The sequence below is a fragment of the Actinacidiphila acididurans genome, assembly GCF_016918855.1.
Taxonomy (GTDB): domain Bacteria; phylum Actinomycetota; class Actinomycetes; order Streptomycetales; family Streptomycetaceae; genus Actinacidiphila; species Actinacidiphila acididurans.
The window spans coordinates 576,148-592,248 of the sequence record NZ_JADKYB010000002.1; the positions used below are offsets into that span (position 1 = coordinate 576,148).

The following is a 16,101-nucleotide window of genomic DNA, read 5'->3' on the forward strand; positions in this document are numbered from 1 at the left end:
GAGTGTAACGGAACGCGACGAGACGACCGCGCTGCGTCATCACCCCCTGTGGAAAACCCTCACCGCTCCGGCAGCCACCCCGTCTGGATGAGCTGCGAGCCGCGCCGCCTCGTGACGTGGAAGCCGCGGCCGGGCGGCAGCCGGGTCGGCTTGACGTTGCCGAGCAGCGCGCCCTCGTCACGGTCGCCGGACAGCAGCAGGCCCTGGGTGCTCAGTTCGCGCAGCCGGTTCATGAAGGACTCGTAGAGGCTGCGGGAGGCGCCGGCGGAGTTGCGGGCCAGGATGACGTGCAGGCCGATGTCCTTGGCCAGCGGCAGCAGGTCCACCAGGACGCCGAGCGGGTTGTTGGAGGCGGCGACCAGCTCGTAGTCGTCGATGATCAGGAACATCTCCGGGCCGCTCCACCAGCTCCGGTTGCGCAACTGCTCCTGTGTGACCTCGGAGTTGGGCACCCGGGCGGCCAGGGCCCCGCGGATCGACCCGACGAACTGCTCCAGCGCGGGCGCGGACGCGGCGAATTCCACCAGGTGGGTCTCGGGCACCGCGCCGAGCAGGGTGCGGCGGTAGTCGACCATGATGATCCGGCCCTGCTCGGGCGTGTAGCGCTCGGTGATCTGCTTGATGAGCAGCCGCAGGACGGCGGTCTTCCCGGACTCGCTCTCACCGAACACGATGAAGTGCGGGTCGGTGTCGAAGTTGACGAACGCCGGTTCCAGGGCCACCTCGTCGATGCCGATGGCCACGCCGTGCTGCGGGTAGTCGCTGCCCTTGGGCAGCTGGTGGGCGGGCAGGGTGGCGGGCAGCATGCGCACCTCGGGGGCGCGCGGGCCGGTCCAGTTGGCCTCGACCGCGGCGACCAGGGCGGCGGTGCCGTCCGACAGGTCGCCGGTCTGCGCGGAGGCGTCGATCCGGGGCAGGCCGGTCAGGAAGTGCAGCCGCTGCGGGCTCAGGCCGCGGCCGGGCGCCGTGGCCGGCACGTTCTGGGCGACCTTGCGGTCGAACTCGGACTCCATGGGGTCGCCGAGCCGCAGCTCCAGCCGGGCCTGCACCTGGTCCTTCAGCGCCGGGCGGACCTCGGAGTAGCGGGTGGCGGTGAGCACCACGTGCACCCCGAAGCCCAAGCCGCGCGAGGCGATGTCGGTGACCACCGACTCCAGCAGCTCGTAGTCGCTGCGGAAGGACATCCAGCCGTCGATGACCAGGAAGACGTCGCCCCACTGCTCGCCCGGCAGGTCACCGGCCGCGCGGCGGCGCCGGTAGGTGGTGATGGAGTCCACCGCGTTCGCGCGGAAGAACTCCTCGCGCCGGTTGAGGATGCCGGCCACCTCGGCGACGGTGCGCCGCACCTTCTCGGTGTCCAGCCGGGAGGCGACCCCGCCCACGTGCGGCAGACCGTTCAGCGCGAGCATGCCGCCACCGCCGAAGTCCAGGCCGTAGAACTGCACTTCGGCCGGGGTGTGGGTGAGCGCGAAGGAGCTGATGAGGGTCCGTACCAGCGTGGACTTGCCCGAGCGCGGGCCGCCCACCACCAGCAGGTGGCCGGCGGCGCCGGAGAAGTCCAGCCGCAGCAGGTCCCGGCGCTGCTCGAACGGCTTGTCCACGATGCCCAGCGGCACGTCCAGCGCACCCAGGCCCGGCAAACCCGGGGAGGTCAGGCCGCGTCCGGCGGTGACCGCGAGCGGCGGCAGCAGCTGGTCCAGCGACGGCGCCTCGGCCAGCGGCGGCAGCCACACCTCGTGCGCGGGCGCGCCCTGCCCCTCCAGCCGGCGCACGATCACGTCCAGCACGGTGTCGGCCAGCGCGCTGCTCTCCGTCTCCGCAGCGGGGGCGGCGGCCGGCTGCGGGTCGGCCTCGGGCACCGGCACCTCTGCGGCGGTGAACAGCACCGGGCGGCGCTGCGGCGGCAGCGGCCCGGTGGCGGTGACGGCGCCGCGCGAGCGGTACGGCCCGGACACGTACGCCGCCTTGAACCGCACCATGGTGTCGGTGCCGAACTTCAGATAGCCAGAACCCGGCACGGACGGCAGGTGGTAGGCGTCGGGCACGCCGAGCGCGGCCCGCGACTCCGAGGCCGAGAAGGTGCGCAGGCCTATCCGGTACGACAGGTATGTGTCCAGGCCGCGCAGCCGGCCCTCCTCCAGGCGCTGCGAGGCCAGCAGCAGGTGCACGCCCAGCGACCGGCCGATCCGGCCGATCTGGATGAACATGTCGATGAAGTCGGGCTTCTCGGTGAGCAGCTCGCTGAACTCGTCGATGATCAGCAGCAGGTTCGGCAGCGGCTCCAGGGCGCTGCCGGCCGCTCGCGCCTTCTCGTAACTGGTGATGTCCTTCTGCCCGGTGGCGGCCAGCAGCTCCTGGCGGCGCTGGAGTTCACCGGTGATGGAGTCGCGCATGCGGTCCACCAGCGTCAGGTCGTCGGCCAGGTTGGTGATCACCGCGGAGACGTGCGGCATCTGCGCCATGCCGGCGAAGGTCGCGCCGCCCTTGAAGTCGGCGAGCACGAAGTTGAGCGTCTCGGAGGAGTGGGTGACGGCCAGACCGAGCACCAGGGTGCGCAGCAGCTCCGACTTGCCGGAGCCGGTGGCGCCCACGCACAGGCCGTGCGGGCCCATGCCCTCCAGCGCTGCCTCCTTGATGTCCAGCAGCACCGGCTCGCCGTTCTCGCCGACGCCGATCGGCACCCGCAGCCGGTCCTTGGTGGACCGCGGCCGCCAGGTACGGGCCGGGTCCACCGCGCCCGCGTCGCCGAGCCCCAGCAGGTCGGTGAAGTCCAGGTCGGCCAGCAGCGGTTCCTCGTCGTCGGCGCCGCCCGAACCCATCCGCAGCGGCGCCAGGTGGCGGGCCAGCGTCTCGGTCTCGGCCTCGGACAGCACGTCGGGCACGCCCTCGTACACCGAGCCGTCGGCGGCCTCCAGGGTCAGCCGGCCGGGCTGGACCACCACCGACAGGCCGCCGCGCGGCCGACCGAGGTCACCGGGCACCACCTCGATGACGGTGACGCCCTGCAGGCCCTCCGCGGCGGCGAACACCGAGTCCTGCGGCACCGCGCCGCCGTCCAGCACCACCACGATGTGCGGCTTGTCCAGCAGCGGCCGGTCGTCGCCGAACCGCGGCCGGTCCTCCAGCCGCTTGGCCAGCATCGTTTCCAGGTCGCCCAGGTCCCCGCACAGCAGCCGCCGGGTGCCGGCGCCGTCGGAGGTGCCGGGCCGCTGGGCGTGCGGCAGCCACTTGGTCCACTCCCACTCCGGGGCGCCGGCCGGGTCGGCGACCACCGCGATCACCAGGTCGTCCGGGCCGTGCAGCGTGGCGAGCTGGGACAGCACCGCGCGCGCCGTCCCGTACACCGTCGCCCGCTCCCCGGACAGCGTCAGGTGGTAGAAGGCGCGCAGCGACACCACCAGCGGCAGGTCCTCCACCTGGGCGTGGGTGCGCACGAAGGTGTCCAGCGCGTGCTCGGCCAGCGGCTCCAGGCCCTCGGTGGGCGCGGCCTGAGGCGCGATCAGCGCGGTGGCCAGCGGCTGCGGGCCCAGCCCGAAGCGGACCTGCGCGAAGTCCGGGTCGGTCGGGCGCCGTTCCCACACCCGGTTCCCCGGGCCACCGGTCACCGACACCAGCGACCACAACTGCTCCGGCGCGGGATGGGTGAACAACTGGGCGCCGCGCTGCTGTTCGGCCGTGGCGCGGACCTGCTCGCGGACCCGGGACAGGTACGTCAGGTACTCACGCCGGGTGTCGGCGAGGCTGCCGGCCGCGCCGCGCCGCATCTTGACGAACTGGGCGACGGCCATGGCGCCGCTGGAGGCCAGCATCAGGCCGCCCATCATCATCATGATCGGCTGCGAAGTGGTGAAGAAGTACGCCGCCGAACCGGCCATGCCCAGCATCGGCAGCATGGCCATCAACAACCCCTGGTCACCGCCCCGCGGCAGCCCGGGCGGCGGCTGCAGTCGCACGCTTTCGGACGGCACCGCACGCGGCAGGGACCGCGGGGGACGCTTGACGATGACCACGCTCAACCGGACGCACCAGCCCTCAAGTCACTCGACCGCCGTTGGACAAAACGGGGCCTCGTGCGGCACACCCGGTACCATCTACGCCCCCGTAGGGGTGGATCCTACTGGGCGGCAATGGAAGCGCTGTCAAGAGGACTTCACGACATCACCACATGTGACGAGTAAGGTGGCGCGGCACCCCGGGTGCGGGCCGGCCGTTCCACGCCGCCGGGCAGGCACGCCGCCCGGGTCACCACCAGCATGACAAGGGGGAACTGCTCGGTGAGCACCATTTCGGCGACCGGCCCGTCCTCGACCGGCTTCTGCCGTGTGACGGTCGTGGCGCCGGACCGCAGGATCGATGTTGCGCTCCCGGACGACGTGCCCGTCGCCGAACTGCGCGCCCATGTGCTGCACTTGTCCGGCCAGAACCAGGCCGAGGGCGAGCCCGCCGGCTTCAACCTGGTGCGGCGCGACGGCACCGTCCTGGAGGGCGGCCTGTCCCTGTCCGCCCAGCGCGTCCTGGACGGCGAACTTCTCGCGCTGCGCCCGTACGCCGACTCGCTCCCGCCGCCGGTGTACGACGACGTGGTCGACGCCATTGCGACGGCCGTGGAGCGCGACAATCGCCGCTGGAACGACGAACTGATGCGGGCCGGCGGCCTGACCGGCGGCTTCGTACTGCTGGTCATGACCGGCTTCGTGCTGTGGTTCGCCGACCCGCACCGGCACGACATGCACGCGCTGCCCGGGGTGCTGGCCGGCGTGATCGGCGTGGTGCTGACCGCGTTCGCGGGCGTACGGGCCCGCGCGTACGACGACCGCGCCTCGGCGGTGGCGCTGGGCCTGGCCGCGCTGCCGCACCTGATGATCGCCGGATCGGGCATAGTGGCGCCGGACAGCGGCGAAGGCGCCGGACGCATGCAGTTCCTCGTCGCCTGTGTGACGGTTCTGGTCGCTTCGGTCCTGCTGATCGCGCTGCTGCCCTACGGCGACGCGCCGTTCGTCGCCGCCGCCCTGCTGTCGGCGGCGGGGGCGCTGGCCACCTTCGGGGTGATCGCGGGCGGCTCCCCGCCGCGGTACGCCGCCGCGGTCGCCGGGGTGTGCGCGGTGGCCCTGGTGGGCTTCCTGCCCGGCTGGTCGGCGCGGTTCGCCCGGCTGCCGATCGGTTTCCGGGCGCAAGGGGAGAGCACCGAGGAGCCGGTGGACTACCGGCGCATCGCCGCCCAGGCGCAACGCGGTCACGAACTGCTGCTCGGCCTGGTGTGCGGTTGCTCCGCGGTGGTGGTCGGCGCGGTCACGGTGCTCGGCTTCTCCGACTCCGGCTGGGCGCAGCTGCTGGCGCTGGCCACCGCCGTCGCCGCGATGCTGCGCGCCCGCCTCTTCCGCTACACCGCACAGGTCGCCGCCCTGCTCGCGGCCGGCGTCGTGGGCCTGGGCCTGCTGGCGCTGGGCCTGGCGCTCAATCTGCCGGTCGACCTGCTGAAGAAGTTCGCGCAGGGCGACCACGGCCCGCTGGACACCCGTACGGTCTGGATCACCGCGGCCGTCGTGGCCGGCGCCGCCCTGCTCACCGCGATCGCCCTGATCGTGCCCCGCAAGGGCGTGTCCCTGTTCTGGGGCCGCACTCTGGACATCGGGGAGGCGGCGGTGCTGTTGTCCCTGGTCCCGCTGTGCCTGGCCGTGCTGAAGATCTACAGCCGGGTGCGCGGCAGCGGCTGAGCCGGCCGGCGGGGCGGACGCGGCCGATACGGCTCACCGGCCGCTGCGACGCGGCGCCGGAAACCCGTGCGGGTGACCCGCGGGTAAGTGTGTCGCCGCGGGCTGGTACTCTGGGTGACGGTCACGTGTGCTCATCCGTACCGTGACAAGCCTCACGAGTCCAGCGAGACTCCCCCGCGACGAATACCGGGGGCACTCGGAGGCGGCCTACTTCCCGGGAGATTGTATGGCGCTCGACGTCGAGACGAAGAAGCAGATCATCGCCGAGTTCGGCACCAAGGAGGGCGACACGGGCTCCCCGGAGGTGCAGGTCGCGCTGCTGTCCCGCCGGATCTCGGACCTGACCGAACACCTCAAGACCCACAAGCACGACCACCACTCCCGCCGGGGTCTGCTGATCCTCGTCGGTCAGCGCCGCCGGCTGCTGCAGTACCTGGCCAAGAAGGACATCACGCGCTTCCGTGAGCTGCGCGAACGGCTCGGCATCCGGGCCGGCGCCGCGGGCGTCCGCTAGCAGTCCTGGAGGGGGCGGTTCCCGCGACTGGGGGCCGCTCCCTTTGCCATATGCACCGGGGCCCTTGCGCGGGGCGACGGGTTGTGCACAGGACGTGCGCGACCCCCGAGTCGTCTGGTGCAATGGTGCCGTTGACAACCGTTGACAACGTATGAGGAGGAGCGTCCTCCTATTCGCCGCAAACGCCGGTCCTCGGTAGTGGCCCCCGGGTGGTGCCACCCCCGGTGGCTTCGATCGAAGACCGGCCCCGGCAGGACGCCCCTCCACCGACGGCCCGCGGACGACATGGCCCGCGGGCGAGGACGAGGAGAATCCCCAGAGTGGAGAACGAGACCCACTACGCCGAAGCCGTCATCGACAACGGCACCTTCGGCACCCGTACCATCCGCTTCGAGACGGGCCGGCTGGCCCGCCAGGCCGCCGGGTCCGCCGTCGCCTACCTCGACGACGACACCATGGTGCTGTCGGCCACCAGCGCCTCGAAGCAGCCCAAGGAGCACTTCGACTTCTTCCCGCTCACGGTGGACGTCGAGGAGCGCATGTACGCGGCCGGCCGGATCCCCGGCTCCTTCTTCCGCCGCGAAGGGCGTCCGTCCGAGGACGCGATCCTCACCTGCCGCCTGATCGACCGCCCGCTGCGCCCGTCCTTCGTCAAGGGCCTGCGCAACGAGATCCAGATCGTCGCGACCGTGATGGCGCTCAACCCCGACCACCTGTACGACGTGGTCGCGATCAACGCCGCGTCCTGCTCCACGCAGCTCGCCGGCCTGCCCTTCTCCGGCCCCATCGGCGGCGTGCGGGTCGCCCTTGTGCGCGGCCAGTGGGTGGCCTTTCCCACCCACACCGAGCTGGAGGAGGCCGTGTTCGACATGGTCGTCGCCGGCCGGGTGCTGGAGGACGGCGACGTCGCGATCATGATGGTCGAGGCCGAGGCCACCGACAAGACCATCAAGCTGGTCGAGGACGGCGCCGAGGCCCCCACCGAGGAAGTCGTGGCCGCCGGCCTCGAGGCCGCCAAGCCCTTCATCAAGGTGCTGTGCAAGGCGCAGTCCGAGCTGGCCGCCAAGACCGCCAAGCCCACCGCCGAGTTCCCGATCTTCCTCGACTACGAGGAGGACGTCTTCGAGGCGCTGGAGGCCGCGGTCACCGACGAGCTGGCGCAGGCGCTGACCATCGCCGGCAAGCAGGCCCGCGAGGCCGAGCTGGACCGGGTCAAGGGCCTGGCCGCCGAGAAGCTGCTGCCGCAGTTCGAGGGCCGCGAGAAGGAGATCTCCGCCGCCTACCGCTCGCTGACCAAGAAGCTGGTCCGCCAGCGGGTCATCCGCGACAAGATCCGCATCGACGGCCGCGGCGTCACCGACATCCGCACCCTGGCCGCCGAGGTCGAGGCGATCCCGCGGGTGCACGGCTCGGCGCTGTTCGAGCGCGGTGAGACCCAGATCCTGGGCGTCACCACCCTGAACATGCTGCGCATGGAGCAGCAGCTCGACACGCTCTCGCCCGAGACGCGCAAGCGCTACATGCACAACTACAACTTCCCGCCGTACTCCGTCGGTGAGACCGGCCGGGTCGGCTCCCCCAAGCGCCGTGAGATCGGCCACGGCGCCCTCGCCGAGCGCGCACTGATCCCGGTGCTGCCCTCCCGCGAGGAGTTCCCGTACGCCATCCGCCAGGTCTCCGAGGCGCTGGGCTCCAACGGCTCCACCTCGATGGGCTCGGTGTGCGCCTCCACCATGTCGCTGCTCAACGCCGGTGTGCCGCTCAAGGCCCCGGTCGCCGGCATCGCCATGGGCCTGATCTCCCAGGAGATCGAGGGCGAGACGCACTACGTGGCGCTGACCGACATCCTCGGCGCCGAGGACGCCTTCGGCGACATGGACTTCAAGGTCGCCGGCACCAAGAACTTCGTGACCGCCCTCCAGCTCGACACGAAGCTCGACGGCATCCCGGCGTCGGTGCTGGCCGCAGCCCTGAAGCAGGCCCGCGACGCCCGGCTGCACATCCTCGACGTGATGATGGAGGCCATCGACTCCCCGGACGAGATGTCCCCCAACGCGCCGCGGATCATCTCCATCAAGATCCCGGTCGACAAGATCGGCGAGGTCATCGGCCCCAAGGGCAAGATGATCAACCAGATCCAGGAGGACACCGGCGCCGACATCTCCATCGAGGACGACGGCACCGTCCTGATCGGCGCCACCGAGGGTGCCCAGGCCGAGGCGGCCCGCGCGCTGATCAACCAGATCGCCAACCCGACCATGCCGGAGGTCGGCGAGCGGTACCTGGGCACCGTGGTGAAGACCACCACGTTCGGCGCCTTCGTGTCGCTGATGCCCGGCAAGGACGGCCTGCTGCACATCTCGCAGATCCGCAAGCTGGCCGGCGGCAAGCGCGTCGAGAACGTCGAGGACGTCCTCGGCGTCGGCGCCAAGGTCCAGGTCGAGATCGCCGAGATCGACCAGCGCGGCAAGCTCTCGCTGATCCCGGTCATCGAGGGCGAGGACGAGTCGGACGACGCGAAGGACGAGTCGGCCAAGTGACGACCCGCTCCACCGGCGCGACGGCCCGCCCCTCCCAGCAGGGGCGGGCCGTCCGCGCACCCGCCACCCGCACCCGTACCCTCCTGCCCGGCACCGACGGCGTCGGCACCGTACGCCGCAGCGTGCTGCCCGGCGGCCTGCGCGTGGTCACCGAGACCCTGCCCACGGTCCGCTCGGCCACCTTCGGCATCTGGGCCGCGGTCGGCTCCCGCGACGAGACCAAGGCACTCGGCGGCGCCACCCACTACCTGGAGCACCTGCTCTTCAAGGGCACCGCCCGGCGCACCGCGCTGGACATCTCCGCGGCGATCGACGCGGTCGGCGGCGAGATGAACGCGTTCACCGCCAAGGAGTACACGTGCTACTACGCGCGGGTGCTCGACACCGACCTGCCGCTGGCCATCGACGTGGTCAGCGACATGCTCACCGGTTCGCTGATCCGCCAGGAGGACATCGACGCCGAACGCGGCGTCGTCCTCGAGGAGATCGCGATGACCGAGGACGACCCCGGTGACCAGGTGCACGACCTGTTCACCACCGCGCTGCTCGGCGACACCCCGCTCGGCCGCCCGGTGCTCGGCACCACCGAGACGGTCAACGGCCTCACCCGCGACCAGGTCGCCCGCTTCTACCACAAGCACTACGACCCCACCCGGCTCGTGGTCGCCGCCGCCGGCAACATCGACCACGCCACCGTGGTACGCCAGGTCCGGCGCGCCTTCGAGCGGGCCGGCGCCCTGCGCGACACCGACGCGCAGCCGCAGCCGCCCCGCGGCGGCGCCCGTACTCTGCGCGCCGCCGGCCATGTCGAACTCCTCGACCGGCGCACCGAACAGGCCCACCTGGTGCTCGGCATGCCCGGCCTGTCCCGCACCGACGAGCGCCGCTGGGCGCTGGGCGTGCTCAACACCGCCCTCGGCGGCGGCATGAGCTCCCGGCTGTTCCAGGAGGTCCGCGAGAAGCGCGGCCTGGCCTACTCGGTGTACTCCTACACCTCCTCCTTCGCCGACTGCGGCATGTTCGGGGTCTACGCCGGCTGCCAGCCGCGCCGGGTGCCGGACGTGCTCAAGATCTGCCGGGACGAGCTGGAGCAGGTCGCCGAGCACGGCCTCGGCGAGGACGAGCTGCGCCGCGCCATCGGCCAGTTGTCCGGCTCCACCGTGCTCGGCCTGGAGGACACCGGCGCCCTGATGAACCGGATCGGCAAGAGCGAGCTGTGCTGGGGCGACCAGCTCTCCGTGGACGACCTGCTGGCCCGGATCGCAGCCGTCACTCCCGACGAGGTACGGCAGGTGGCGCGCGACGTCCTGGGCCAGCGCCCCAGCCTCGCGGTCATCGGCTCGCTGAAGGACAAGCAGGCCGCCGACCTGCACGCGGCCGTGGCCTAGGGTCTGTCCTGTGGGTCGGGCCGGCGCGAGGGCCCGGCGCGACCCACAGGACGGGCCCCCCGGGTCCGCCGCACCCGATCCATCCACCGTGAGGACCGTAGAACGATGAGCAAGCTGCGCGTGGCCGTGATCGGCGCCAAGGGCCGGATCGGCTCCGAGGCCGCCCGTACGGTCGAGGCCGCCGACGACCTCGACCTGGTCGCCGCACTCGACAAGAAAGACCGGCTGGAGACGCTCACCGAGGCCGGCGCGCAGGTCGTGGTCGACCTGACCCACCCGGACGCCGTCATGGGCAATCTGGAGTACGCCGTCGGGCACGGCATCCACGCGGTGGTCGGCACCACGGGCTGGACCGAGGAGCGTTTCGCCACCCTCACCGGGTGGCTGGCCGCCGCCCCCGGCACCGGTGCGCTGGTCGCCCCGAACTTCTCCATCGGCGCCGTGCTCACCATGCGGTTCGCCCAGCAGGCCGCCCGCTGGTTCGAGTCCGTCGAGGTCATCGAGCTGCACCACGACCGCAAGGCCGACGCGCCCAGCGGCACCGCCACCCGTACCGCCCAGCTCATCGCCGCCGCCCGCGCCGAGGCCGGCCGCGGCCCCCAGCACGACCCGACCACCCACGCCCTGGAAGGCGCCCGCGGCGCCCGCGTGGACGACGTGCCGGTGCACTCGGTACGGCTGCGCGGCCTGCTCGCGCACCAGGAGGTGCTGTTCGGCGGCACCGGCGAGACCCTGACCATCCGGCACGACTCGCTGCACCACTCCAGCTTCATGCCCGGCATCCTGCTCGCGGTACGGACCGTACCCTCGGTGCCGGGCCTGACCGTCGGCCTGGAACACTTCCTTGACCGGGACCGGACCGACGACCCGGCCGGGGACCGGACCGGACAGGCCGGCCGCGGGACCGGCGGCGAAGGGGACTGAGCGCGATGCGCGCCAAACTGAGCTACACCGCCTCGGCGCTCGCCCTGGTGTTCTACTTCGTGCTGGTCGGCGACCGCGGCGTGCTGCTCATCTCGGACGGCCGCCCGGTCACCGTGGCTTTCGGCATCGCCGTGCTGGTGCTGCCGCTGATCGGCGCGTGGTTCCTGTGGCACACCACGCAGTTCGCCCGGCACGCCGGACGGCTCGGCCGTGAGCTGGAGGCCGAGGGCGGCCTGCCGGTCGACGAACTCGTCCGTACCCCCAGCGGCCGTATCGACCGCGCCTCGGCCGACGCGGTGTTCGCCAGGCGCCGGGCCGAGACCGAGGCCGCGCCCGACGACTGGCGCACCTGGTTCCGGCTGGCCATCGCGTACTTCGACGCCCGCGACACCCCCCGCGCCCGCAAGGCCATGCAGCGTGCCATCGCCCTGCACGACGGGACCCCGGTCCGCGACCGCGCGGCCAGGTGACGCCGATACGCCGCGGGGCCGGTCCACCACTCGGTGGGCCGGCCCCGCGGCGTATCGGGCAAGCTCTACGGCTGGGCGCTCAGCGCGGTTCGGTCGCCCAGGCCTCGATGGCGTCGGCGGCCACGTCGAAGGACTCCACCCGGCCCAGGAAGTCCGCGTTGTGATCGGTGAGCAGCGGCCTGAGCTGCTCGCCGCCCCGCCGGGTTATCAGCAGCGCCTGGCCCTGCACGGTCCGCGGCAGCCCCAGGACCTTCACCGGCTGCTGCGCCGTACGCACCGCCACCACCTGCCGCCACGGCACCGTCACCGTGAAGAAGAACCCCGTCTGGCGCAGCCCCTTGCCGCTCACCCACACCCCCATCCGCAGCAGCCGCAACGACGCCGCGATCACCACTACCGCCAGCACCAGCCACGTCATGGCGCCCCCCGAGTTGCTGGCCGCGGCCATCAGCAGCGCCGCGATCATCAGGTACGAGGCCAGCATCAGGGCCAGCGCGGCCACGGCGACCCGCCAGGGGCCCAAGCGGTACGGCCGGGTCCAGCGGTCCGGCAGCGGGCGCGGGGCGCGGTCGTCCGTCTGCGGCGCGTCGGACACGGCGGTGAGGGAGGAGTGGTGGGACAGGGACACGGGGGAATCCTCGTTCCGGTTTCCGGCAGGCCGACGACATCGTGGCAGCAGCGTCGCGGCGGGCGGTCTGACTGCGGTTTTCCAGGAGGCTAGCCCCCGGCACCGGCCGCGGCCAAGCGGGCGGCGGGCCGCCGACCGCCGGGAGACCGTCCGGACTAGTCTGGGCGGCGAAAACGACAGGAAGGATCCGTGGTGCCGACCGACTCACCCGCAGAGACAGACGCCCAGGTGAAGTTCCGCGACGACATGACCGTCCGCCTGATCAGATCGAGCGCGACGGACGCGGACGTGCTATGGGCCGCGCGCGTCTCCACGGCCGGCGGCCAGTCCCTTGAGGAGCTGACCAAGGACCCCGAGCGCTCCAAGGGCCTGATCAACTACCTCATGCGGGACCGGCACGGCAGCCCGTTCGAGCACAACTCGATGACCTTCTTCATCAGCGCCCCGATCTTCGTCTTCCGCGAGTTCATGCGGCACCGGGTCGGCTGGTCCTACAACGAGGAATCCGGCCGCTACCGCGAGCTGGAGCCGGTCTTCTACCTGCCCGCGCCCGACCGCAAGCTGGTCCAGCAGGGCCGCCCGGGCAAGTACGAGTTCGTGGCCGGCACGCCGGAGCAGCACGAGAGCGCCGTGACCGCGCTGAAGGAGTCGTACGCCCGGTCCTACGCCGCCTACCAGGACCTGCTGGCCGCAGGGGTCGCCCGCGAGGTGGCCCGCGCCACCCTTCCGGTGGGTCTGTACTCGTCGATGTACGCGACGTGCAACGCCCGCTCGCTCATGCATTTCCTCGGCCTGCGCACCACCCACGAGCTGGCCAAGGTGCCGTCCTTCCCGCAGCGGGAGATCGAGATGGTGGGGGAGCGGATGGAGGCGGAGTGGGCGAAGCTGATGCCCCTCACGCACGCGGCCTTCAACGCGAACGGCCGAGTCGCGCCGTAGTAATGTCCGAAGTGTTCGGATTGCAGGGATTCGTGAAGTTCATCTAGGCTTCACAATGGACTCCGGCGGTGCTTGAACCCCCGAGCAGGCAGCGCCGGAGTCCTTTGCGCAGGTCCCACGGCTGCTGCCGATCCGGACACCGAGTAGCGTGGGATCCATGGCTCCGACCTCCACCCCCCAGGCCCCGTTCGGGCGCATGCTGACCGCAATGGTCACGCCCTTCACTCCCGACGGCGCCCTCGACCTCGACGGTGCCCAGGTGCTGGCCGCCCACCTCGTGGACGCCGGCAATGACGGTCTGGTCGTCAACGGCACCACCGGGGAGTCGCCGACCACCAGCGACACGGAGAAGGACCAGCTGGTACGCGCCGTGGTCGAGGCGGTCGGCGACCGCGCCCACGTCGTGGCCGGCGTCGGCACCAACGACACCGCGCACAGCGTCACCCTCGCCCGCCAGGCCGAGCGGGCCGGCGCCCACGGCCTGCTCACGGTCACGCCGTACTACAGCAAGCCCCCGCAGGAGGGCCTGTACCGGCACTTCACCGCGATCGCCGAGGCCACCGGCCTGCCCGTGATGCTCTACGACATCCCCGGCCGCGCCGGCGTCCCCGTCGAGACCGACACCCTCGTCCGGCTCGCCGAGCACCCCCGGATCGTCGCCAACAAGGACGCCAAGGGCGACCTGGGCGCCGCGAGCTGGACCCTGGCCCGTACCGACCTCGCCTGGTACTCCGGCGACGACATGCTCAACCTGCCGCTGCTGGCCATCGGCGCCGTCGGCTTCGTCTCCGTCGTCGGGCACGTCGTCACCGCCGAACTGCGCGCCCTCCTGGACGCCTACACCAGCGGCGACGTCACCAAGGCCGCGGAGATCCACCAGCGGCTGCTGCCCGTCTACACCGGCATGTTCCGCGCCCCGGGCGTCACCACAGCCAAGGCCGCCCTGGCGCTGCGCGGACTGCCCGCCGGCCCGCTCCGGCTGCCGCTCGTCGAACTCGACGCGAACGGGACCGAGCAGCTCAGGAGGGATCTCGCCGCAGGCGGGGTACACCTCTGACAAAGACTTCACAACTGAATACGCGCAACCGAATACCGATTGACGCATGAACGCATGAAACGCACGAAGCGCATGGAACGCGTGAAGCACATGAAGCGTGTGAACACGGAAAACTGAACGACATCCCGCGCCGCCCGGGCCCCGAGGGGGCCATGAGGCATGCGCGGCAAGGAGAACCTTTGAGTCATCCGCACCCTGAACTCGGCGCCCCACCGGAAATCCCCGAGGGCGGCCTGCGCATCACCCCGCTCGGCGGCCTCGGCGAAATCGGCCGCAACATGACGGTCCTCGAATTCGGCCGGAAGATCCTGATCGTCGACTGCGGCGTCCTCTTCCCCGAGGAGGAGCAGCCCGGCGTCGACCTCATCCTTCCGGACTTCACGTCCATCCGGGACCGGCTGGACGACGTCGTGGGCATCATCCTCACCCACGGCCACGAGGACCACATCGGCGCCGTCCCCTTCCTCCTGCGGGAGAAGGAGGACATCCCCCTCATCGGTTCCAAGCTGACCCTCGCGCTCATCGAGGCCAAGCTCCAGGAACACCACATCCGTCCCTACGCCCTGGAGGTCAAGGAGGGCGACCGGGAACGCATCGGGCCCTTCGACTGCGAGTTCATCGCCGTCAACCACTCCATCCCGGACGCCCTCGCGGTCGCCATCCGTACGCCGGCCGGCATGGTCGTCGTCACCGGCGACTTCAAGATGGACCAACTCCCGCTGGACGGCCGCCTCACCGACCTGCCCGCGTTCGCCCGGCTCGGCGAGGAGGGCATCGACCTGCTCCTCGCGGACTCGACCAACGCAGAGGTCCCCGGCTTCGTCCCGCACGAGCGCGACATCTCGCAGGTGCTGCGCCAGACCTTCGACAAGGCCGACAAGCGCATCATCGTGGCCAGCTTCGCCAGCCACGTCCACCGCGTCCAGCAAGTCCTCGACGCCGCAAAGGAACACGGCCGCAAGGTCGCCTTCGTCGGCCGCTCCATGGTCCGGAACATGGGCATCGCCCGCGACCTCGGCTACCTCAAGGTCCCCGACCACCTGATCGTCGACGTCAAGGTCCTCGACGACCTCCCCGACGAGCAAGTGGTCCTGGTCTGCACCGGATCCCAGGGCGAACCCATGGCGGCCCTGTCCCGGATGGCCAACCGCGACCACCAGATCCGCATCGTCGAGGGCGACACCGTCATCCTCGCCTCGTCCCTCATCCCCGGCAACGAGAACGCGGTCTACCGTGTCATCAACGGCCTGACCCGCTGGGGAGCCAACGTCGTCCACAAGGGCAACGCCAAGGTCCATGTCTCGGGCCACGCCGCGGCGGGCGAGCTGCTGTTCTTCTACAACATCTGCAAGCCCCGCAACCTCATGCCGATCCACGGCGAATGGCGCCACCTGCGGGCCAACGCCGACCTCGGACAGCTCACCGGCATCCCCAAGGAGCGGTGCGTCATCGCCGAGGACGGCGTCGCCGTCGACCTCGTGAACGGCGTCGCGAAAATCGCCGGCAAGGTCCAGGCCGGATACGTCTACGTCGACGGCCTGTCGGTCGGCGACATCACCGAGTCCTCCCTCAAGGACCGCCGCATTCTCGGCGAGGAAGGCATCGTGTCCGTCTTCGTCGTGGTCGACAGCACCACCGGCAAGCTCGTCGGCGGCCCGAACATCCACGCGCGAGGATCGGGTATCGAGGACGAGGCGTTCGGCGCCGTCATTCTCAAGATCGAGGAAGGGCTGTCCCGTTCGGCCTCCGAAGCCGTCATGGAACCACGCCAGATCCAGCAGATCATCCGCCGTGCGGTCGGCAAGTGGGTCTCCGACAACTACCGCCGGCGCCCGATGATCCTTCCGGTCGTGGTGGAGGTCTGAGCCGACGTCAATCCCCGGGCTCCTGACCGCGAGCGGGGCGCCCGGTGTGGATCCGGCGGGGC

General features: G+C 71.3%; 11 protein-coding genes. 9 read left to right on the forward strand and 2 right to left on the reverse strand.

Going from position 1 to position 16,101, the window contains the following annotated elements; translation table 11 throughout:
• Nucleotides 1-59: 59 nt before the first annotated feature.
• Nucleotides 60-4,016, reverse strand: coding sequence for a type VII secretion protein EccCa (gene eccCa / locus ITX44_RS05520; RefSeq protein ID WP_205355826.1), 3,957 nt, complete (start codon nucleotides 4,014-4,016; stop codon nucleotides 60-62).
• A 237-nt stretch (nucleotides 4,017-4,253) separates the two neighbouring features.
• Between eccCa and eccD the strand changes: the two genes are divergently transcribed.
• The 6 genes from eccD (at nucleotide 4,254) to ITX44_RS05550 (ending at nucleotide 11,550) form a co-directional block, all read left to right on the forward strand.
• Nucleotides 4,254-5,714, forward strand: a complete 1,461-nt coding sequence (gene eccD / locus ITX44_RS05525) for a type VII secretion integral membrane protein EccD (protein ID WP_372440833.1) — start codon at nucleotides 4,254-4,256, stop codon at nucleotides 5,712-5,714.
• Between the two features lie 226 nt (nucleotides 5,715-5,940).
• Entirely contained in the window at nucleotides 5,941-6,228 is a 288-nt protein-coding gene (rpsO, locus tag ITX44_RS05530; protein ID WP_031521677.1) for a 30S ribosomal protein S15, read from the forward strand.
• A 320-nt stretch (nucleotides 6,229-6,548) separates the two neighbouring features.
• Nucleotides 6,549-8,768, forward strand: coding sequence for a polyribonucleotide nucleotidyltransferase (locus ITX44_RS05535; RefSeq protein WP_205355827.1), 2,220 nt, complete (start codon nucleotides 6,549-6,551; stop codon nucleotides 8,766-8,768).
• Nucleotides 8,765-10,156: a M16 family metallopeptidase gene (locus ITX44_RS05540; protein WP_205355828.1), complete on the forward strand. Its 1,392-nt coding sequence runs from the start codon at nucleotides 8,765-8,767 to the stop codon at nucleotides 10,154-10,156. The genes ITX44_RS05535 and ITX44_RS05540 overlap by 4 nt, the downstream gene beginning before the upstream one ends.
• A gap of 105 nt (nucleotides 10,157-10,261) precedes the next feature.
• On the forward strand, nucleotides 10,262-11,080 hold the full coding sequence (gene dapB / locus ITX44_RS05545; protein WP_205355829.1) for a 4-hydroxy-tetrahydrodipicolinate reductase: 819 nt from the start codon (nucleotides 10,262-10,264) through the stop codon (nucleotides 11,078-11,080).
• Between the two features lie 5 nt (nucleotides 11,081-11,085).
• Nucleotides 11,086-11,550: a tetratricopeptide repeat protein gene (locus ITX44_RS05550; protein ID WP_205355830.1), complete on the forward strand. Its 465-nt coding sequence runs from the start codon at nucleotides 11,086-11,088 to the stop codon at nucleotides 11,548-11,550.
• 79 nt (nucleotides 11,551-11,629) lie between these two features.
• Here ITX44_RS05550 and ITX44_RS05555 read toward each other — a convergent pair whose 3' ends face one another.
• Entirely contained in the window at nucleotides 11,630-12,172 is a 543-nt protein-coding gene (locus tag ITX44_RS05555; protein WP_205355909.1) for an SCO5741 family PH domain-containing membrane protein, read from the reverse strand.
• 252 nt (nucleotides 12,173-12,424) lie between these two features.
• On the opposite strand from ITX44_RS05555, the gene thyX reads away from it, so the two are divergent.
• From thyX to ITX44_RS05570, 3 genes are all read left to right on the forward strand, one after another.
• Nucleotides 12,425-13,117 (forward strand): FAD-dependent thymidylate synthase, encoded by a 693-nt coding sequence (gene thyX, locus ITX44_RS05560; RefSeq protein WP_205355910.1) that lies wholly within the window; start codon nucleotides 12,425-12,427, stop codon nucleotides 13,115-13,117.
• Nucleotides 13,118-13,274: 157 nt separating this feature from the next.
• A complete protein-coding gene (gene dapA / locus ITX44_RS05565; RefSeq protein WP_205355831.1) occupies nucleotides 13,275-14,174 on the forward strand; it encodes a 4-hydroxy-tetrahydrodipicolinate synthase in 900 nt (299 codons plus the stop codon).
• A gap of 179 nt (nucleotides 14,175-14,353) precedes the next feature.
• Nucleotides 14,354-16,039: a ribonuclease J gene (locus ITX44_RS05570; protein ID WP_205355832.1), complete on the forward strand. Its 1,686-nt coding sequence runs from the start codon at nucleotides 14,354-14,356 to the stop codon at nucleotides 16,037-16,039.
• The last annotated feature ends 62 nt before the right edge of the window (nucleotides 16,040-16,101 follow it).

What these genes read in the sequence shown, in the direction of transcription:
- rpsO (WP_031521677.1), top strand. Translation starts at nt 5,941, where the DNA reads ATGGCGCTCGACGTCGAGACGAAGAAGCAGATCATCGCCGAGTTCGGC.
- dapB (WP_205355829.1), top strand. Translation starts at nt 10,262, where the DNA reads ATGAGCAAGCTGCGCGTGGCCGTGATCGGCGCCAAGGGCCGGATCGGC.
- ITX44_RS05550 (WP_205355830.1), top strand. Translation starts at nt 11,086, where the DNA reads ATGCGCGCCAAACTGAGCTACACCGCCTCGGCGCTCGCCCTGGTGTTC.
- eccD (WP_372440833.1), top strand. Translation starts at nt 4,254, where the DNA reads ATGACAAGGGGGAACTGCTCGGTGAGCACCATTTCGGCGACCGGCCCG.
- dapA (WP_205355831.1), top strand. Translation starts at nt 13,275, where the DNA reads ATGGCTCCGACCTCCACCCCCCAGGCCCCGTTCGGGCGCATGCTGACC.
- thyX (WP_205355910.1), top strand. Translation starts at nt 12,425, where the DNA reads ATGACCGTCCGCCTGATCAGATCGAGCGCGACGGACGCGGACGTGCTA.